The organism is Microbacterium sp. JZ101, from assembly GCF_053903175.1.
Genome location: NZ_CP096400.1, coordinates 439,778 through 459,750, shown reverse-complemented (window position 1 = coordinate 459,750; position 19,973 = coordinate 439,778). Strand labels below are relative to the sequence as shown.

Below are 19,973 nucleotides of genomic sequence, written 5' to 3'. Positions count from 1 at the left end.
TCAGAAGCCCGAGCCGTAGCAGACGAAGGGCGCGACGTGCCCGGTCTGGGCCGTCGCCCGCATGAGCGCCTCGGCGGGATCGAGCCCGCCGACGAGCCCCTCGTGCATCGCGCCCAGCAGCTCGCAGGCGACGTCGTCGGCCACCGTCACGGGAGCCGCGATGACGCAGTGCGACCCCGCGTGCAGCCACGCCCTGGCCATCCCGACCGCCTCCTCGCCCCACAGCGCCGATGAGCGGCCGAGCTCGCACGCCGACAGCACGACGACGGCGGGCGGGCGGGCGATCGCGTCGATGTCGTACCCGAACAGCGTGCCGTCCGCGAGCTCGAATCCGGACAGGAGCGGCGAATCCGGCGAGTGCCGCCCGTGCGCGACGACGTGGAGCACATCGACGCCCTCCGCGAGAGCCGTCGCGTGCTCGATCCGCGACGCGTCGCCCGTGAGAATGCGCGCAGGGCCCCCGGCGCGCCGCCAGGCCCGCGCACCCGTGTCCGCCTCCTCGTCGCCGCGCGCGACGCCCGGACCCACGACGAACCCGGCCGAGGAGAGCGGCACCGAGCCGCGCGTGGCGACCCAGCGCGATGCCGAGCGGACGTGCGTCACGACCCGGCCGCGCAACGCCGGCAGCATGCCCCACGGCGTTCCGCGCAGCTCGCCCGGCGCCGTCACGACGACCCTCCTCGGGTCTCCCGCGGCGCGCACGGCCTCCTCGACGAGCGCGCGCGACAGGCACGACAGCCGGGCCTCGAGCGACTCGCGGATGAGCCGGCTTCCGGGCCCCGTGCGCGTCGCCGCGGCCGCGTTGAGCTCGCTGTACAGACCGCGGCGGAGGTCGCGCACGCGCCCCCACGGGATGTCGATGAGCGAGGGCGCTCCGCGCCCGGGCACGACGAGGCACGTGAGCCGGCCCCGGACGTACACGTACGTGAGGAGGGCGGTGTCGCCGTCGAGCGCCGACCGCAGCTCGTCGAGGGAGACCACGGGAGGGCCGTCGGTCGAGGCCGTCGCGACCCACTGACGCTCGCTGATCCGCTGGCGCAGGGACGCCACGCGCGGGTCGGCGACCCAGTCCGACGAGGCGAGCTCGGCGCGCAGCGCACGCAGCTGCGCGAGGTCGGCCGCGTGCTCGGCGTCCTGCGGAGGGCGCACGGGCGAGACCTGCTGGCTGAAGTGGCGCGTGTACTCCGACCAGCGGAAGACCGTGTCGGGGCGGCCGGAGCGCACGCTCGCGGCGAGGCCCTCGATGAAGATCCCCGATCCGTGGACGGCCGTCGACGAGAGCACCTCGAGCGACCCGAACGACCGCTGCCAGGCCGACACCTCGTGGAGGCCCGCCTCGGCGTGCCGGCGGGCGTCCGCGTCGCGCCCGAGGGCCGCCGAGCGGGCGGCCCTCGCCTCGTGGGCGAGCACGCGGACGGACAGCGGGTCGTCGGGATGCAGGCGGGCCGCGCGCGACGGCGGCCGCCCCGTGCGCGCGAGGGCCGCGTCGAGCACGTAGCGGAGCGCGCGGGCCTCGACGCGGAACCCGAAGCGCGACAGCCGCCGCGCGACGCGCGCGCACTCCTCCTCGAGCGCCGAGGGGACGGGCTTCGCCGACGTGCGGTCGGCCGTGGGCGCGAGGAGCGCCCGCAGCCGGACGCCCTCCGCTCGCACCTCCCAGGACGCGCTGCCGAGCCCGCGGAAGCGCCGACTGGCGCGGAGCGCGACCCGGGCGGCGCGACCCGGCTCGTAGCCGAGCAGGGTCTGCGCGAGCTGGAGCTCGGCCTCGCCCCGTGCCTGCTGCATGCGCGCCCGGCCGAACGCCTGGGCGACCTGCTCGAGCAGAGCGGCCGACTCGCGCAGCTGGCCCGATTCCCGGAGGACCTCGGCGCGATCGAGGTCGGAGATCGCCGCGGCGACAGCGGAGTCGCGCGCGATCTCCGCGCGCGCGACGGTCATCTCGCTGAGCGCGAGCACGAGGTCCCCCGCGAGGAGCGCCGTGTACCCGAGATTGTGGCGGGCCTGCGCTTCGCCGCCGCGGTCGCCGAGGTCCGCGAAGAGCGCGGCCGCCGACCGGAACGCGTCGGCGCTCTCGCCGAGCCGTCGGCGCTGCAGAAGCGCGACGCCGCGATTCAGGACGACGTTGGCGCGCGAGGCGGGGCTGTCGATGAGCGCGACGGCCCGTTCGAAGAGCGGGAGGGCGGCGTCGACGTCGCCCCGGTGCAGGAGCAGCGTCGCCAGCTGACCGGAGATGATGCCGCGGGTCTCCTCCGGCAGCATCGGGAAGCGCAGGGCGGTGCGGCAGAGCAGCTCCGCCCCGTCCGGATCGCCGAGCTGCCCGAGCGCGTAGGCCAGCGACGCGCTGATCCGTGCGCGCAGGACGTCGTCGTCGGCGGCCTCGAGGGCGCGCACGAGAAGCCGCCTCGCGGTGCGCAGCCGCTTCGCGTTGGCGGCGTCGACTCCCCGGCGGAGGAGCTCCTCGACGGGAAGCTCCGGGCGCGAGGCCACGTCATCCCCCTGACCGGTCCCGCGCGGCGAGCAGCTCGAGCGCGGCCGCCGTGGCCGCGCGGCTCTCGGCGCATGCATCGCCCGCCGCGCGGATGCCGGCCGCGGGCCATCCGAGCTGCGCGGCGATCATCGCGGCGGCGAACGGGGCAGCGAACGACGTGCCGCTCCACACGGCGAAGCTCCCGAGGTAGCACTCGGGCCCGATCGTCTCCCGCCGCCGCGCGAAGCGGTCATCGCGCGACGACGCCTGCCGCCCGCCCTCGAACGCGGGGATCGTGCTCACCACCGCGGCGCCCGGCGCGTACACGCGCACCCACGGCCCGACGTTCGAGAAGAGCGCGACCGCCGCGCCGCTCGGGTTCAGCGCGCCCACCGACACGTGCTCGGCCCCGTCGTCGGGCTCGATGCCGTTGTCGCCGCCCGGCCACGGCCAGAGCGACGCGGGGAAGGGCGGCCGGTCGATCGCGTCGTTGCCCGCGGAGCACACGACCGCGCAGCCGAGCTCGCGCGCCCTGCGCAGGAGCTCGAAGAGCACGGTCGAGAAGAGCCCGTCCTCCGGGGTCTCGTGGTAGTAGCCGAGCGACAGGCTGATCACGTCGATCGCGCATCCGCCCTCCCGCCCCGCACGGTGCCGCGCGAGCAGCTCGACGAGCCCGGCCAGCGTCTCGAGAAGCGCGCTCTCGTCGACGATGCCGAGGGCGTTCGCGACCCGCACGGAGAGGATGTCGGCCTCCGGGGCGACCTGCCGGACGATCCCGGCGATGAAGGTGCCGTGCCCGGCGACGGGATCGATCTCCCCGTCCAGCTGGCCGTAGAGGTCGGGGAACCGCTCGGGGTCGGCGTCGTCCGTGAGTCCGAGCGGCGCTCCGTCGAGCTCGACGCGGCGTGTGACGATGTCGTCGGGCAGCCAGTCGTGCGCGCCGCACCCCGTGTCGAGGATCGCGACGACGGGGCGCCGTCGCCCGCGCGGCGGCTTCCCCGCGCGCGTGGGCCCGGCCCCGAGGCGCACGACGGGCTGCCGCCCGCCGTGCCCCGCTTCGGCGTACTGGTCAGCGCCATGCGGGTTGGTGCGCGTGAACGGATTCGTCCGCGTGAAGGGATTCGTGCGCGTGAACGGATTGACGCCGACGGGGTCGATCGCGACGACGTGGTCGAGCGCGACGTCGCGCAGTCGGCCTCGAGAGAGGCGTCGCGCCCGCTGCAGGACGCGCCACGCGTCAGGCGGCACGGGCGCCTCTCCCCGCGAGGGCCCGTCGGGCGCGACGAGCTGCGCGCGCAGCATCCCGAGGCCCGGCAGCAGCGGGGTCGGCTCCTCCGCCTCGCCGAGCGCGTCGCCGCGCAGCGATTCGGGGACGACCTGCCACCCGAACGAGGCAGCGGCCTCGCGGACGAGGCGGAGTCCGTCGACCGCCTCCGCATCGTCGTCGCGCCGTGCGATCAGGAGCCGGTCGGGAACGTACGCGGTCGGGAACGCGCGCACGCCGTCGACGCGCTCGACCGCCGGGTCGAGGACCCGCCCGACCGGGATCGATCCCGCGGCGCGATCACGCCACGACCATCCGTCGGGCTGGGATGTGGTCCGGCTGTCGTCGGGCATCGCGCACCTCCCCGGGCACTCGGCCAGGGGAGCACCGCTTGCGCGTATTCTGCCCCAGAACCGCCGTCACGGGAAGATCGACCTCACATGTCGAACCAGGGGGTCGCGACCTCCCGGAGGCCCTCCTCCTGCCGCACGACCATCCGCACCTGCGCGCGCCCCGCGGCCACGCCCTCGAACGAGAAGCGGCCGTCGCCGACCGTGTCGGCGGCCCACTCGGCGTCGTCCTGCGCGAGGCGCGCCGCGAGCACCGCAGGACGGGACCATCCGTCGATCCGGCGCGCGCCGCCATCCGTCGGCGACACGTGCAGCAGCACCTCGGCGTCGTCGTCCGCGAACTGGAGCGTGCGCCGCTCGTCACCCGCCCGCACGGCGGCCTGCGCGCCGTCGACGAGCGAGAGCAGCGCGAACTCGCGCGAGAGGTCGTCCACGGCCACGGCCGCGATCATGCGGTCGGCGAGTCCTGCGGGGACGGGATCGGCCTGCTCCCAGGACGCGCGCAGCGCGTCGAGGAGCTCGCGGTCCTCTGCTCCCCCGACGTGGTCGTTCACGATCGTCCCTCGTCTCGTATATCGGGATTCAATCTGGCTCGAAGCTTAGCGAGGCAGCGCTGCCTCGTGGGCCCGATGCTTCCCACCGGCATGCGCAGATCGGCGGCGATCTGGGCGTAGTCCGGTCGGTCCTCGAAGGCGACGATCCGCAGCAGCCGCTGGCACCGCTCGTCGAGCGCGCGCACGGCCAGCCAGAGGCGGTCGGCCGTGTCGGCCTCTGCGACGTCGTCCTCGGCCGCGCGGCGCGACGGGAGCCGCGCCTCGAGCAGGTCGTCGTCGGTCGGATCGGCGCGACGGTCCGCGCGCGCGACGCGCCACGCCTCGCGGCGCGCGGTCACGCGCAGCCATCCGGAGACCGCGTCGGCGCTCGCGATCGTGTCGTGCTTGCGGACGAGCGTGAGCCACGTCGTCTGGATGACGTCCTCCGCCGCCGCCCGACGCAGGCCGTACGCGCGGACGACGTGCCACAGCACGGGGGTCATGATGCGCACCAGCTCGTCGATCGCCTGCGGGTCGCCGCTGCGCCAGCGCGCGAAGTGCGCGGCCGCCTGCTCCCAGCGCGCCGCGCCGTGGGCGTCGGCGACGTCGTCCGCGTCATCCGCGGGCGACAGGGAGAGATCGTCCATGTCAGACACATTGTGTCCATACCTGCGACGAGGCGTGCAACACGCGGCGTGATACGTGATGCAGTCGATACCGAGGCGCTGCCCAGGCGGCGCTCAGCGCGTCTGCCCGGGCAGCGGAGCCTCGGCGGCGCGCGGCGACCTCAGCACGAGGACGACGACGATCGCCACGAGGATGACCGCGCTCAGCGCGAGCGGGAACGGCAGGAGCGCGTCGAGCAGGACGAGCACGGCGCCCACGGGCACCACCGTGTTCACGACGCGGTCAGCGTGCGCGCGGATGGCGATCCACCAGATGCCGAGGACGAACAGCGCGATCGGGATGGTCACCGTGGAGGCAGCGGCGGGCCCCGTGAGCTCGCTGTGGTGGGTCAGCGCGTCGATCTCGACCTCGACGCCGGCCGAGAACGCCCCCGCCGCCGCGAAGACGACGTAGTGCACGTACCCGTAGCGGATCGACTGCGCGAGCGATCCGATCGCGGAGTGGTGCGGGGGCCAGAAGTAGATCCACCAGAGCGCGGCCGTCACGACGAGGGTCAGCACGGCGATCGCGATGAGCGGAGCCAGCGCGTCGGCGTCCTCGAGGGCCTCGATGATGGCGTTGGCCGACGCGAGCAGGCTCTCGCCGAGCAGGATGAGCGTGAAGAGCCCGTACCGCTCGGTGATGTGGTGCGGATGCCACGGGGTGTTCGCTCCGCGCTCGGCGATGATCGGGACGGCGAGCTCGAGCACGACGCCGATGAGGAAGGCCACGAGGAACGCGCCCTCGGGGACGAGCAGAGTGAGCAGCCAGTACACCTGCACGACCGCGATGCCGAGCGCGTACATGAGCGTCGTGCGCCGGGCGCGGCCGGCGCCCCGCGAGGCGCGCAGCCACTGCGCCACCATCGCGACGCGCATGATGACGTAGCCGACGACGGGGATCGTGAAGTCGCCGTGGAAGGCGGGGCCCACCCCGGCCGCGAGCACGAGCACGCCGCCCATCTGCACGATCGTGAGCACGCGGTACAGCCAGTCGTCGGCGTCGAACGACGTCGCGAACCACGTGAAGTTCATCCACGCCCACCAGATGGCGAAGAAGACGAGCAGGTACGACACGACGCCGTCGAGCACGTGCGCCTCGACGAGGGCGTGGTGCAGGTTGACCGCCGCCGTGCTCACGGCGATCACGAACACGAGGTCGAAGAACAGCTCGAGGGAGGTCGCGGCCCGATGGGGCTCGCGCGGGTCGCGCGGGCGCATGGGGACCATCCGCAGACGGCCGAGCGCGGAGTGCGGTGCGTTCACACGCGACAGACTACGCGCGGGTCAGAGCTCGCTCCCCGGCACGGCGAAGGTGTCGCACGCGCGCTCTCCGCGCTCGTACCCGGTCTGGAACCACCGCATGCGCTGCTCGCTCGAGCCGTGGCTCCAGCTGTCGGGGTTGACGACGCCGCCGGACTCCTGCTGGATGTGGTCGTCGCCCACCGCGGAGGCGGCGTCCATCGCGTCGGCGAGCTGCCCGCGGGTGGGCGCCTCGAGGTACGGGACGCCGTTCTCGTCGACCTGCTCGGTCATCGCGCCCACCCAGGCGCCCGCGAAGCAGTCGGCCTGCAGCTCGGTGCGCACGCCGTCGCTCTCGGGCCCGGTTCCGCCGCCCTGATGCTCCTGCAGCACGCCCGTGAGGTTCTGCACGTGGTGCCCGTACTCGTGCGCGAGCACGTACAGCTGCGCGAGGTCGCCCGCCTGCGCGTCGTAGCGCTCGCGCAGCAGGGAGAAGAACGTCGGGTCGATGTAGACCGTCTCGTCGGGCGGGCAGTAGAACGGCCCCGTCGCGTTCGACGCGGTGCCGCACGAGGTCTCGGTCTGCCCGTCCACGATGATGAGCTCGGGCTCGCGGTACCCCTCGAGGGCGCCGGCCCAGAACTGGTCGAGCGCGAGCGATCCGGCCGCGAGCCGGCAGTCGTCGTTCTCGTTCGCGTCCTGGCCCGTCTCGCAGTCCGAGATCGCCGTCTCCTGGCCGGAGCCGCCGGGCGCGCCGGCGTCGGGCGACAGCAGCCCGAGCACCGACCCGAAGTCGCCGCCCGTGAGCAGTCCGACGACGAGGACGCCGAGCAGGCCGAGGCCGCCGATCCCGCCGCCCGCGATCGCCGCGGTCCGTCCTCGGCGCCGTGCGCCGTGCCCGCTCACATCCGCGTTCTCGTTGAACGTCATGACGCCCACGGTACCGCTCCCGACCGGCGTCCTCACGGCCTGCTCGCCTACCCTGGATCCGTGCCCGCCAAGATCCTCCTCTACTACCTCTTCACGCCGATCGCCGACCCCGAGGCCATCCGCCTCTGGCAGCGCGACCTGTGCGAGCTGCTGGGGCTGCGGGGCCGGATCCTCCTGTCGGAGCACGGCATCAACGGCACGGTCGGCGGCGACATGCAGGCGCTCAAGCGCTACGTCCGCAAGACGAAGGACTATGCGCCCTTCAAGGGCATCGACTTCAAGTGGTCGTCGGGGTCGGGCCTCGACGCGGAGGGCCGCAGCCTCGACTTCCCGCGGATGTCGGTCAAGGTGCGCGACGAGATCGTGTCGTTCGGCGCGCCCGGCGAGCTGCGGGTCGACGAGAACGGCGTCGTGGGCGGCGGCACGCACCTCACACCGGGTGCGCTGCACAAGCTCGTCGAGGAGCGCGGCGACGAGGTGGTGTTCTTCGACGGCCGCAACGCGTTCGAGGCGGCGATCGGCCGCTTCCGGAACGCCGTCGTGCCGGATGTCGCCACGACGCGCGACTTCATCGCGGAGCTCGACTCGGGGCGCTACGACGACCTCAAGGGGAGGCCCGTCGTGACCTACTGCACGGGCGGCATCCGGTGCGAGGTGCTCTCGAGCCTCATGACGGCGCGCGGCTTCGGCGAGGTGTACCAGCTCGACGGCGGCATCGTCCGCTACGGAGAGACCTTCGGCAACGCGGGCCTGTGGGAGGGATCGCTCTACGTCTTCGACGGCCGCGAGTCGATGACGTTCGGCGACGGCGCGGCGGTGATCTCGCGCTGCGCGGCGTGCGAGAGCCCCACCGACCGGATGGTCGACTGCGTCGACGAGACCTGCCAGGTCCGCGTCGTCCTGTGCGCGGGCTGCGGCGACGTGCACCCGTGCGGGCGCCACGCGGCCGTCGCCGCGTAGCGCCCGCCGGGGCGGATGGCTCCGCGCCGCCTCAGGACAGGCGCGCGAGCAGGGCGCGCGCGGGATGTCGGGGGTGGGGTCTACCTTGCGGCACATGATCACACGCAGCGATTCTCGTGAGCCGGCGAAGGCAATCTACGTCCCCGGCGAGCAGACCTCGCGACCCAGGCTGGCCGGCTACATCGTCAGCCTCGGCGTCCTGAGCACGGCCGGATTCGCCTGGCTCTTTCTCGTCATCGTCGCGGCGACCAGTTCGTGGGGACACGCATGGTCGGTCGTGTCCACTGTGGCGAGGGGCTTCATCACCCCCTCGCTCGTTGCCCTCGCCCTCGCCGGCCCCGCGATCATCACCCTCCGGCTTCGCTTCGAAGGCCAACTCCGACGGGGACTCATCGACCAGCATGCCCTGGACGAGCGCCGTCGCTGCGACAGCCTCACCACCGCCCTCGCGATCGCCGCTGTCGCACTTGCGACAGCGGGGCAGCTCGGCGCCTACACGCGTCTGTCCACCGTCGGGGGCGGGGTGGTGATGCTGGTTCTCGCTGCTCTGGCGGTGGTCTTCGCGGTCGGCATCGGCATCCCCTTCGTCGCGAATGCACGCGAGCAGGTGGAGAATCTGCGCACGCAATACCGTGCTCGGCGCCAGGTGCTGGAGGAGCTTGACGCTCGAGAGCTGCCGACTCGACGGCGCGCGCTCTTCATCCTCGCGTCTTGGGGCTCACTGCTCCTCCTCGGCGTTCCCGCGGCGTTCTCGATCTGGCTGTCGCTGGGCGACGCCTCCGCATCCTGGACGACGACTGTCATCGGGACCGTCGTCGTGCTCTCGCTCGTCAGCGCCTACGGCATCGCCTGGTCGTCGTCGGCGCTCGGACCCTCCCGGGTCGACCGCGTGTCACGGGTTGCGGGAAAGATCTTCGCTGGTGGCGGCTGGTTTCCGCTCGCTGTGTTCGAAGGCTGGTTCTGGCTCTCAACGGGGGATCGAGGTTGGGCCGTCTACAGCATCGCCTTCGCTCTGATCGGCGCCGTTTCCGTCTGGCTCGCGCGGTCGAGTGCCCGTTCGCCGTGGACGGTTCGGGCGGCCGTCGCCGCCCTTCTCGAACCCGGTCTCCGAAGCCGGGCGGATTCACTGCACGACCGGATCTGCGCGCTGCAGAACGACATCGCCCGTGTCGACCTTGAGCGTGAGTCCCGGCTGCCACTGCTCGTCGCGCGCATTCTCCCGCTCTTCCCGCGCAAGATGCGCGACGCGCTGTCGCACGCCGTCACATCCGTCCTCGCGTGAACGGAGCGGTCGCGCGCGCCCGCTAGCGTTGTCTGCATGCACGATCCCACCCCCACGGAAGTTCTCGACGCCGTCGGGCGACTGGAAGCGGAGCAGGAGATCCCCGAGCAGATGCGCGCCGACGTGCGCCTGCTGGGCTCCCTCCTCGGCCAGGTGCTTCGCGAGAGCGGCTCGGCCGGCCTGTTCGACGACGTCGAGCGCCTGCGCGTCGCGACCATCCACGCGTACACGGACCCCAGCCCCGAGGCCTTCGACCGCGCCGTCCGGATCGCCGACTCGTTCTCGATCCAGCGGGCAGACGAGGTCGCACGGGCGTTCACGTGCTACTTCCACCTCGTGAACCTCGCCGAGGAGCACCACCGCGTGCGCGTGCTCCGCGAGCGCGACGGCCAGCCCGAGCGCGACCCGCGCGGCACGATCGCCGGCGCGTTCGCCGAGCTCGCCGGCGAGATCGGCGAGGACGCGGCGCGCGAGCGCCTGCAGGCGCTGCGCTTCCACCCCGTCTTCACGGCTCACCCGACGGAGGCCCGCCGCCGCGCGGTCTCGACGAGCATCCGCCGCCTGTCGGCCCTCGTCGACGAGCTGGGTGCCGCGCCCGAGGGCGGCTCGGCCGCGCAGCGCACGCAGCGCCTCATGCTCGAGGAGATCGACACGCTGTGGCGCACCGCGCCCATCCGCCCCGAGAAGCCGTCGCCGACCGACGAGGTGCGCGCGGTCATGGCGGTCTTCGACGACACGCTCTTCACGGCCGTCCCCGAGATGTACCGCCGTGTCGACGACGCCATCCACGGCGGCGTCGACGGCGACCGGACGCCCGTCGTGCGCCCGTTCGTCCGCGTGGGCAGCTGGGTCGGCGGCGACCGCGACGGCAACCCGTTCGTCACGGCCAAGGTGAGCCGCAAGGCCGCCGCGATCGCGAGCGAGCACGTGCTCCTCGGCCTCGAGCGCGCCGCGCAGCGCGTGGGCCGCGGGCTCACGCTCGACGCGACCTCCACGCCGCCGAGCGACGAGCTGCTCGCGCTCTGGGAGCGTCTGCGCAGCGCCGACGAGGACGCCGCCGCCGACATCGCCAAGCGCTCCCCCAACGAGCCGCACCGGCGCATCCTCCTCCTCATCGCGCGCCGGATCACGGCGACCCGCACGCGCGACGCCGACCTCGCCTACCGCGACCCCGAGCACCTGCTCGCCGACCTGCGGATCGTGCAGACGTCGCTGGCCGACGCGGGCGCCGCGCGTCAGGCGTACGGCAGCCTGCAGCACCTCATCTGGCAGGTGGAGACCTACGGCTTCCACCTCGCCGAGCTCGAGGTGCGCCAGCACTCGGCCGTGCACGCGAAGGTCCTCGCCGAGCTCGACGCGGGCGGCCCGCGCAGCGAGCTGACCGAGGAGGTCCTCGAGGTCTTCCGCGCGATCGCGTTCATCCAGGAGCGCTTCGGGCCGCGCGCGGCCGGCCGCTACATCGTGTCGTTCACGCAGTCCGCCGACGACCTCGCCAACGTGCACCGCCTCGCGCGCTACGCGGTCGGCGACGCGGGGCCCGCGCCCGTGCTCGACGTCATCCCCCTCTTCGAGACGTTCGCCGACCTGCAGGCCGCGCCGCGCATCCTCGCCGAGATCGTAGAGCACCCCGAGTTCGCGTCGCGCCTCGACGCGACCGGCCGTCGCCTCGAGGTCATGCTCGGCTACTCCGACTCGTCGAAGGACGTCGGCCCCGTCGCGGCGAACCTCGCCCTGTACGAGGCGCAGGCGGCGATCGCCGCGTGGGCGCAGGAGAACCGCATCGAGCTCACGCTCTTCCACGGCCGCGGCGGCGCGCTCGGCCGCGGCGGCGGCCCCGCGAACAGCGCGATCCTCGCGCAGCCGCCGCACTCGGTCGACGGGCGCTTCAAGCTCACCGAGCAGGGCGAGGTCATCTTCGCCCGCTACGGCGACCCCGACATCGCGATGCGGCACATCGACCAGGTCGCCGCGGCCATCCTCACGGCGGGCGCGCCCTCGAACGAGGACCGCAACCGCACGGCCGCCGAGCGGTACGCCGACATCGCGCAGGTCATGGAGACGACGTCGCGCGCGCGGTTCTTCGACCTCGTGAAGGCCCCGGGCTTCGCGCCGTGGTTCGCCACCGTGACGCCCATGGAGGAGATCGGGCTGCTCGCGCTCGGCTCGCGCCCGGCCCGCCGCGGGCTCTCGGTCGAGTCGCTCGAGGACCTCCGCGCCATCCCGTGGGTGTTCGCGTGGACGCAGGCGCGCATCAACCTCGCCGGATGGTTCGGGCTCGGCACCGCGCTCGAGTCGGTCGGCGACGAGGAGCGGCTGCGGGCCGCCTACGCCGAGTGGCCGCTCTTCCGCACGATGATCGACAACGTCGCGATGAGCCTCGCGAAGGCGGACGACCGGATCGCCCGCCAGTACCTCGCCCTCGGCGACCGCGACGACCTCGCCGCGCTCGTCATGGACGAGATGGCGCTCACGCGCTCGTGGGTCGTGCGGATCGTGGGCGGCGACGGGCTCCTCGCGAACAAGCCCGTGCTCCAGCGCGCGGTCAAGCTCCGCAGCCCGTACGTCGACGCGCTGTCGCTCCTGCAGCTGCGCGCCCTCCGCGCGCTGCGCGAGACGCCAGCGGGCGGGAACGCCGACCCCGAGCAGCAGCGCCTCCTGCTCCTGTCGGTCTCGGGCGTCGCGGCCGGTCTGCAGAACACCGGCTGATCCCGCCCTCTCTCCTCTGCGTGTCTCACTCGGCGCGGGAATACCGGCGGCATTCCCGCACCGAGTGAGACACGCACAGGGGGGCGTCTATTCTGAGCGGATGGCGAGGAGGGCGATGCGGGCCACCATGAAGGACGTGGCGGCGCTCGCCGGAGTGTCGCCGAAGACCGTCTCCAACGTCGTGACGGGCACGGTCTTCGTCCGCCCCGAGACGACCGAGCGGGTCGAGAGGGCGATGGCCGAGCTCGACTTCGTGCCCAACCTCAGCGCGCGGGGCCTCCGCAACGGCCGCTCGGGCACGATCGCGGTCGCGCTGCCGGATCTCGCGACCGCGTTCTCGGCCGAGCTGCTCGACAGCATCCTCGACGTCGCCCACGAGCGCGGCTTCGCGGTCCAGATCGAGGAGACGGCCGCCGAGCCCGGCCGCGAGTACGAGCTCATCTCGCGCGCCCGCGCGCACCTCATCGACGGGCTCATCCTCAACCCGATCCGCCTCGAGGACAGCGCGGTCGAGCACGCCGATCACCTGCCTCCCGTCGTGCTCATCGGCGAGGTCGAGCAGCACGTCACCGACCGCGTGTTCGTCGACAGCCTCGCGGCCTCGCGCGAGATCACCCGCCACCTCCTCGAGCGCGGCGCGCGCCGGATCGCGGCCGTCGGGGGCGACGACGCGTCGGAGATCGCGACCGCCACGAGCCGGCTGCGGCTCGCCGGCTACCGCGAGGCGCTCGCCGACGCGGGGATCCCCCTCGATCCCGCGCTCGAGGTCAATCGCTTCCCCTGGACGATGGCGGCGGGCGCGGCCGGCATCGACGAGCTCGTCGCGCGCGGGACCCCGTTCGACGCCGTCGTCGCGTTCACCGACTCGATCGCGATCGGCGCGCTGCACGCCCTGCACGCGCACGGGCTCCGCGTCCCCGACGACGTGCTCGTCGCGGGGTTCGACGACGTCGAGCCCGCGCGCTTCGCGACCCCCGCCCTGACGACCATCCGCTTCGACCGAGGCGCCTTCGCGCGGGAGGCCGTCACGCTGCTCGAGAGCCGGATGTCCGACCGGTCGCAGGCGCCGCGCGCCGTGCAGGTCGCTCACGAGCTCATCGTCCGCGCGAGCACCGATCGGTCGTGAGCGGCTCGCCTCCGCACGCCTCTTGCGCATCCATTACATCGATGTAATGATGGCGTCGTCTCTGTCAGACGGTCACGAAGGAGTGGCGATGGCATCACCACCGGTCCACATCACTCGGCGCCAGCTCTTCGCGGGCGCCGCGGCTCTCGCGGGGACGGCGCTCATCGCCGGCTGCACCCCGGCGAGCGCCGCCCGCGGCGCGCAGCAGCTGCAGTTCTGGCACCTGCTCTCCGGCGGCGACGGCGTGACGATGTCGGGCCTCCTCGACGGCGTCAACGCCGCGCAGGAGGAGTACCGCATCCGCCCCACCGTCCTCGCGTGGGGCTCGCCGTACTACACGAAGCTCGCCATGGCGGCGACCGGCGGGCGCGCGCCCGAGGTCGCGGTCATGCACGCCACGCGCGTGGCGGGCTACGCGCCGGGCGGCCTGCTCGACCCGTGGGACGTCGACCGGCTCGCCGAGCTCGGCGTCGACGAGAGCACCTTCCCCGCGCCGATCTGGGAGAAGGGCTTCGCGGGCGGCGAGCTCTACAGCGTCGCGCTCGACGCGCACCCGTTCATCCTCATGTTCAACACCGACATCTGCGACGCCGCCGGCGTGCTCGACAGCGACGGGCGGCTCCTGCCGACGTCGTCGCCCGAGGAGTTCCTCGAGCTCACGCGGGCCGTGGCCGGATCGTCGGAGAGCCACGGCCTCTCGTACGGGTACCTCGGCGACGGCGCCCAGATGTGGCGCCTCTTCTACACCCTCTACACGCAGCACGGGCTCGCGATGGAGCTGCCCGAGGGCGGGAAGAGCGTGCTCGACCAGGACGCGGCCGTCGAGTCGCTCACGCTCATGCAGAGCCTGCTGGACGGCGAGATCGCCGCCCCGCAGAACGACTACCAGTCGGCCGTCGCCGAGTTCGCGACGGGCCGCAGCGGCATGTTCCTCACGGGCGTGTGGGAGCTGCGGACCATGCAGAACGCGGGCATCCCGTTCGACGCGACGACCATCCCCACGCTCTACGGCACCGACTCCGTGTACGCCGACTCGCACTCGTTCGTGCTGCCGCACCAGACGAGCCCCGACCCCGTCAAGCGCGACCTCACGTACCGGTTCGTCGCCGACATCCTCAAGGGCTCGTTCGACTGGGCGGGGGCGGGCCACATCCCGGCCTACCTGCCGATCACGGAGTCGCCCGACTACGCCGATCTCGTCCCCCAGGCGCACTACGCGAATGCGGCCGAGAACGTCGCATACGACCCGCCCGCGTGGTTCACCGGCTCGGGGTCGAACTTCCAGGGCGACTTCGGCGCGTCCGTGCAGGACGTGCTCCTCAGCGGCGGCGACCCCGCCGCCGCCATCGCGGCCTTCCAGGCGCGCGTCGACAGCATGCTCTCCAAGCCGAACCCGGCCGACCCCGAGGGGACGTGGCAGTCATGACGACCGCAGCTCCCACCACCCGCACGATCGTCACCGGCGGCGCCCAGCGCGGCGGACGCCGTCACGTCGGAGCCCAGCGCAGCGAGCAGCTCGTGAGCTGGGTCTTCCTCGCGCCGTTCCTCATCGCGTTCGCGCTCTTCCTCGTGTGGCCGATCCTCCACGGCATCTACCTGAGCTTCACGAACCAGTCCCTGACCGGCGCGGGCGGCGACCTCGTCGGCTTCGCGAACTACGCCGAGGCCCTCGCCGACCCCGTCATGTGGCGCTCGCTCGGGAACACCCTCTGGTTCACAGTGCTCTCGACCGTTCCCCTCGTCGTCATCGCGCTCGTCATGGCGGTGCTCGTCGACCGCGGCATCCCCGGCCAGTGGCTGTGGCGGCTGTCGTTCTTCATGCCGTTCCTCCTCGCCTCGACCGTCATCTCGCAGATCTGGGTGTGGATCTTCAACCCGCAGATCGGCGCGGCCAACAACATCCTCGAGGCGCTCGGTCTCGCCCCCATCGCGTGGCTGCAGAACCCCGACACGAACATGATCGCGATCGTCATCGCGACCGTGTGGTGGACGGTCGGGTTCAACTTTCTGCTCTACCTCGCGGCCCTCCAGAACATCCCCGCCCAGCAGTACGAGGCCGCGTCGCTCGACGGCGCGGGGCCGTGGCGCCAGCTCTGGTCGATCACGATCCCGCAGCTCGGGCCCGCGACGGTCCTCATCGTGATGCTGCAGATCCTCGCGTCGCTCAAGCTGTTCGACCAGGCGTATCAGATGCTCGGCGGCGTCGCGAGCGACACCACGCGCTCCATCGTGCAGTACATGTACGAGGCCGGCTTCGTCGGCTACCGCTTCGGCTACTCGGCAGCCATCTCCTACGTGTTCTTCGCGCTCATCGTCATCATCGGCGTCGCCCAGGCGGCGATCATGTCCCGTGGTGCCGCCGCCGCGCGCAGGAAGGAGCAGCGATGACCACCGTCACGCAGACCCTCGTCACCCCCTCCACCGCGCGCCGCGCCGAGCGCAAGCCCGGGGCCCGGCGGTTCGGCCCGCTGCGGATCGTCGCGTTCGCGGTGCTCCTGCTCCTCGCGATCGGATGGCTGCTGCCGTTCCTGTGGGCGGTCGCGACCGCGTTCAAGACCGAGACCGACGCCGCGTCGGGCGACCCCTCGTGGATCGGGCCGAGCGGCCCCACGACCGACGCGTTCACGGCCATCCTCTCGCAGGGCAACGTGTGGATCTGGGCCTTCAACAGCCTCTGGACGTCGGCCGCCGTGACGGCCATCACGCTCGCGATCTCCGCGATGGCCGCCTACGCGTTCTCGCGGCTCGACTTCACCGGGCGGCGCTGGCTCTACGTGGCCGTCATCGCCGCGATCGTCGTGCCGCCGCAGGCGCTCATCATCCCGCTGTTCTACGAGATGCTCGCGTTCAACATGATCGACACGCACTGGGGCCTCATCCTGCCGCAGGTCGTCGCCCCGGCGATGGTGTTCATCCTCAAGCAGTTCTTCGACGCCGTGCCGATCGAGCTCGAGGACGCCGCCCGCGTGGACGGCGCGAGCCGCTTCCGCGTGTTCTGGTCGATCGTGCTCCCGCTGTCGCGGCCCATCCTCGCGTCGGTCGCGATCTTCGTGTTCATCGGCGCGTGGAACAACTTCCTCTGGCCGTTCCTCGTCATCAACGACACGACGCTCATGACGCTGCCGGTCGGCCTGCAGACCGTCATCAGCGCCTACGGCGTGCAGTACGCGCAGGTGATGGCGCAGGCCGTGCTCGCCGCGCTGCCGCTCATCATCGTGTTCCTCATCTTCCAGAAGCAGATCGTCAAGGGCGTCGCGACCACCGGCTTCGGCGGCCAGTGACACCCGGAACCAGGAGAGAAATGACCCGCGCCCGCATCACCATCGACCGCGACTTCACGATCGCCGACGTGCCGCGCCGGCTCTTCGGATCGTTCGTCGAGCACATGGGACGCTGCGTCTACACCGGCATCTTCGAGCCCGGCCACCCGCAGGCCGACGAGCGGGGCTTCCGGCGCGACGTGCTGCAGCTCGTGAAGGAGCTGGGGCCGACCGTCGTCCGCTACCCCGGAGGCAACTTCGTCTCGGGCTACCTGTGGGAGGACGGCGTCGGGCCGGTCGACCAGCGCCCGCGCCGGCTGGACGGCGCATGGCACACGATCGAGACCAACGCCTTCGGCCTGCACGAGTTCGTCGAGTGGGCGGACGAGGCGGGCGTCGAGGTCATGGAGGCCGTGAACCTCGGCACGCGCGGGGTCGAGGAGGCGCGCGCGCTCGTCGAGTACGCGAACCACCCCGGCGGCACCTACTGGTCGGACCTGCGCCGCCGCAACGGCGCAGCCGACCCGTTCGACATCCGCCTGTGGTGCCTCGGCAACGAGCTCGACGGGCCGTGGCAGATCGGCCACAAGACCGCGCACGAGTACGGCCGCCTCGCGCAGGAGACGGCGAAGGCGATGCGCCTGGTCGACCCGACGATCGAGCTCGTCGCGGTGGGATCGTCGAACCGGCAGATGCCGACCTTCGGCACGTGGGAGCACACCGTGCTCACGCACGCGTACGAGGAGGTCGACTACATCTCGATGCACGCGTACTACCAGGAGCGCGACGGCGACGCCGCGTCGTTCCTGGCCGAGGGCGTCGACATGGACGCGTTCATCGACGGCGTGATCGCGACGATCGACGCCGTGAAGGCCGCGGGCAAGCACCGCAGGCAGGTCGACATCTCGTTCGACGAGTGGAACGTCTGGGACCAGGACCGGTACAACGACCACGAGGCGCGCGAGATCGAGGCGGCGGGATGGCGCGAGCACCCGCGCCTCATCGAGGACACGTACGACGTCGCCGACGCCGTCGTCGTCGGCACCCTGCTGCACAGCCTGCTGCGCCACGGCGACCGCGTGCGCATCGCCAACCAGGCCCAGCTCGTCAACGTCATCGCGCCGATCCGCTCGGAGGAGGGCGGGCCCGCGTGGCGCCAGTCGATCTTCTGGCCGTTCGCGCGGATGGCGCGTCTCGCGCAGGGGCGGATCCTGCGGCTCGCGGTCGACTCGTCGCAGACGAGCACGCGCAAGTTCGGCGACGTCGACGCGATCGACGCGGCCGCGACGTGGGACGAGGCGAGCGGGACGATCGCGCTGTTCGTCGCGAACCGCTCGCTCGAGGAGGCCGGCGACGTCACGGTCGACCTGCGCGGGCTCGCAGCCACGGCCATCCGCTCGGCCGAGGTGCTGACCGTGCCCGAGGGCGGCGACCGGCGCTCCGCGAACGTCGCCGACGATCAGGACCGCGTGGGGCTCGTCCCCCTGCGCGACGCGGGCATCGCCGACGGCGCGGTGCGCGCCACCCTGCCGCCGATGTCGTGGGCGGTCATCGTCCTCGACGCCGCGACGGCCTGATCTGACGCGTCACCCGCGGTCGAGCCACGCCAGGATGCGCTCGGCCGCGGGGGCGCCGTCGCGGATCATCGTCTCGTGCCCGTGGCCGGGGATCTCGATCGAGGTCGCGTCGGGCACGAGCTCCGCGACGCGGCGCACCCACACGGGCGGGCAGACGACGTCGTTCGCGCCCCGCACGACGAGCGTGCGCGAGCGGATCCGCTCGTACGCGTCCTCGGGGCGATGCGACAGCATCGCCTTCATCTTGCGCCGCAGGTTCGGGCCGGCCCGCAGGTATTCCCTCGCACCGAGCACGAGCACCTTGAGGCTCTCGCCGAGGAGATCGCGCCCCAGACGCAGCAGCTGGGGGACGGCGCGGCGCGCCTCGGAGTCGACGGTCGGGGCGACGAGGACGACCGGCCCCGCGAGATCCGGGTGGCGGGCCGCGATCTCGGCGACGACCTGCGTGCCCATCGAGTGCCCGATGAGGATCGGGCGCTCGAGACGGCGATCGCGGATGAACGCCGCGACGAGGTCGGCGACGCGCTCGATCGACGGCGTCCGCGGCGGCTCGGGCGCCTCCCCGTATCCGGGCTGGTCGATCGCGATCGCCCGCCCGCGCTCGGCGAGGTGGACGGCGACGTCGGCGAAGACGCGGCGGCCCATGCCGATCCCGTGCACGAGGAGGAAGACGGGCTCGCCCGCTCCGCGCTCCTCGGCGACGAGGGTCGCGCCCTGCCACGTGAAGCGCGAGATCCGGCCGTCCTCCGGCGCCCCCGCCAGCTCGTCGATCACGTCATCCGCGGCCTCCGCCGCGTCCTCGAGCGCACCCATCCTCTCAGCCTACGATCGCCCGGATCCCGCACCCCGCAGCGCGCGTAACCTGGAAGGCATGACGACTTCCGCCACCAACGAGATCACCATGTTCGGCGCCGAGTGGTGCCGCGACTGCCGCCGCACCAAGGCGCAGCTCGATGAGCTCGGCGTCGCGTACACGTACGTCGACCTCGAGGCCGAGCCCGCGGCCGCCGAGGTCGCCAAGGAGATCTCGGGACGCACGAACATCCCGGTCGTGGTCTACCCCGACGCGACCCACCACGTCGAGCCGTCGAACGCCGACGTCGAGGCGAAGCTCAAGGAGCTCGCCCTCATCTGAGGCTCTCGCGCGATCAGGCGTCGTGGAGGTGCTTCTGGCCGTGGCCGAGCACCTTCACGACGACGCCGCGGCGCGAGAGCTCGGCGATCGTGCGCACCTCCTCCGCCGCGTCGCGGCCCAGCGCGTGCACGCTCGCGACGACGACGACATCGCCCGACTTCAGGCGCGAGAAGAGGCGCTGCAGGCGCTCCTCCCATGATTCGAGGATGTCGGGCGCGGGGTGCCGGAAGCCCTCGATCGGCACGCCGAAGCGCGTGAGGTCCTCGCGCTGCTGGATCACCGACGGCATGTCGTCGCGCTGCACGACGAGGCCCACGAGACGCGATCCCGCAGGACGCGCCTGCCACCATCCGCCGTCCCGCTGGAGCTCGACGAAGCACTTCGGGCACTCCGAAGCCTGATGGATCTCGGTCTCGGCGGTGTCTGCGTGGCTCATGGTGCTCCTCCACGTCCATTGTGCCGTGCCCGCAGTGCGG

General features: G+C 72.6%; 17 protein-coding genes. 9 read left to right on the top strand and 8 right to left on the bottom strand.

The features are described 5' to 3' along the window. The 6 genes from M1D56_RS02000 to ypfJ all read right to left on the bottom strand — a co-directional run bounded on the left by M1D56_RS02000 (position 1) and on the right by ypfJ (position 7,451). On the bottom strand, positions 1-2,487 hold the full coding sequence (locus tag M1D56_RS02000) for a CHAT domain-containing protein (protein ID WP_456284518.1): 2,487 nt from the start codon (positions 2,485-2,487) through the stop codon (positions 1-3). 1 nt (position 2,488) lies between these two features. Continuing rightward, a complete protein-coding gene (locus tag M1D56_RS01995) occupies positions 2,489-4,084 on the bottom strand; it encodes a S8/S53 family peptidase (protein ID WP_456284517.1) in 1,596 nt (531 codons plus the stop codon). A gap of 83 nt (positions 4,085-4,167) precedes the next feature. Continuing rightward, a complete protein-coding gene (locus M1D56_RS01990; RefSeq protein ID WP_271174709.1) occupies positions 4,168-4,635 on the bottom strand; it encodes a hypothetical protein in 468 nt (155 codons plus the stop codon). Further along, on the bottom strand, positions 4,632-5,261 hold the full coding sequence (locus tag M1D56_RS01985; protein WP_271174710.1) for an RNA polymerase sigma factor: 630 nt from the start codon (positions 5,259-5,261) through the stop codon (positions 4,632-4,634). The genes M1D56_RS01990 and M1D56_RS01985 overlap by 4 nt, the downstream gene beginning before the upstream one ends. A 93-nt stretch (positions 5,262-5,354) precedes the next feature. After that, positions 5,355-6,500: a low temperature requirement protein A gene (locus M1D56_RS01980; RefSeq protein ID WP_456285258.1), complete on the bottom strand. Its 1,146-nt coding sequence runs from the start codon at positions 6,498-6,500 to the stop codon at positions 5,355-5,357. A gap of 66 nt (positions 6,501-6,566) precedes the next feature. Continuing rightward, complete coding sequence (ypfJ, locus tag M1D56_RS01975) at positions 6,567-7,451, bottom strand: KPN_02809 family neutral zinc metallopeptidase (RefSeq protein WP_324012751.1); 885 nt, start codon at positions 7,449-7,451, stop codon at positions 6,567-6,569. Between the two features lie 60 nt (positions 7,452-7,511). On the opposite strand from ypfJ, the gene trhO reads away from it, so the two are divergent. The 8 genes from trhO (at position 7,512) to arfA (ending at position 18,362) form a co-directional block, all read left to right on the top strand. After that, complete coding sequence (gene trhO / locus M1D56_RS01970) at positions 7,512-8,411, top strand: oxygen-dependent tRNA uridine(34) hydroxylase TrhO (RefSeq protein ID WP_324012752.1); 900 nt, start codon at positions 7,512-7,514, stop codon at positions 8,409-8,411. A 94-nt stretch (positions 8,412-8,505) separates the two neighbouring features. Further along, a complete protein-coding gene (locus M1D56_RS01965; RefSeq protein ID WP_456284516.1) occupies positions 8,506-9,693 on the top strand; it encodes a hypothetical protein in 1,188 nt (395 codons plus the stop codon). Between the two features lie 36 nt (positions 9,694-9,729). After that, a complete protein-coding gene (locus tag M1D56_RS01960; protein ID WP_456284515.1) occupies positions 9,730-12,399 on the top strand; it encodes a phosphoenolpyruvate carboxylase in 2,670 nt (889 codons plus the stop codon). 100 nt (positions 12,400-12,499) lie between these two features. Then, entirely contained in the window at positions 12,500-13,525 is a 1,026-nt protein-coding gene (locus tag M1D56_RS01955) for a LacI family DNA-binding transcriptional regulator (protein WP_456284514.1), read from the top strand. 88 nt (positions 13,526-13,613) lie between these two features. Further along, a complete protein-coding gene (locus M1D56_RS01950) occupies positions 13,614-14,951 on the top strand; it encodes an extracellular solute-binding protein (RefSeq protein ID WP_271174716.1) in 1,338 nt (445 codons plus the stop codon). After that, the gene (locus M1D56_RS01945) at positions 14,948-15,913 is read left to right on the top strand and encodes a carbohydrate ABC transporter permease (protein ID WP_271174717.1); all 966 of its coding nucleotides are present in this window, start codon (positions 14,948-14,950) and stop codon (positions 15,911-15,913) included. Before M1D56_RS01950 ends, M1D56_RS01945 begins: the two co-directional genes overlap by 4 nt. Beyond that, complete coding sequence (locus tag M1D56_RS01940; protein ID WP_271174718.1) at positions 15,910-16,806, top strand: carbohydrate ABC transporter permease; 897 nt, start codon at positions 15,910-15,912, stop codon at positions 16,804-16,806. The genes M1D56_RS01945 and M1D56_RS01940 overlap by 4 nt, the downstream gene beginning before the upstream one ends. A 20-nt stretch (positions 16,807-16,826) precedes the next feature. Further along, complete coding sequence (arfA, locus tag M1D56_RS01935; RefSeq protein ID WP_456284513.1) at positions 16,827-18,362, top strand: arabinosylfuranosidase ArfA; 1,536 nt, start codon at positions 16,827-16,829, stop codon at positions 18,360-18,362. Positions 18,363-18,371: 9 nt separating this feature from the next. Here the strand turns inward: arfA and M1D56_RS01930 are convergent, their stop codons facing one another. After that, a complete protein-coding gene (locus M1D56_RS01930; protein WP_456284512.1) occupies positions 18,372-19,175 on the bottom strand; it encodes an alpha/beta fold hydrolase in 804 nt (267 codons plus the stop codon). Between the two features lie 58 nt (positions 19,176-19,233). On the opposite strand from M1D56_RS01930, the gene M1D56_RS01925 reads away from it, so the two are divergent. Next, positions 19,234-19,497 carry a glutaredoxin family protein gene (locus M1D56_RS01925; protein ID WP_271174721.1) on the top strand — a complete coding sequence of 88 codons (264 nt, stop codon included), beginning with the start codon at positions 19,234-19,236 and terminating at the stop codon, positions 19,495-19,497. A 13-nt stretch (positions 19,498-19,510) separates the two neighbouring features. Here M1D56_RS01925 and M1D56_RS01920 read toward each other — a convergent pair whose 3' ends face one another. Then, positions 19,511-19,933, bottom strand: coding sequence for a recombinase family protein (locus M1D56_RS01920; protein ID WP_271174722.1), 423 nt, complete (start codon positions 19,931-19,933; stop codon positions 19,511-19,513). Positions 19,934-19,973 lie beyond the last annotated feature (40 nt).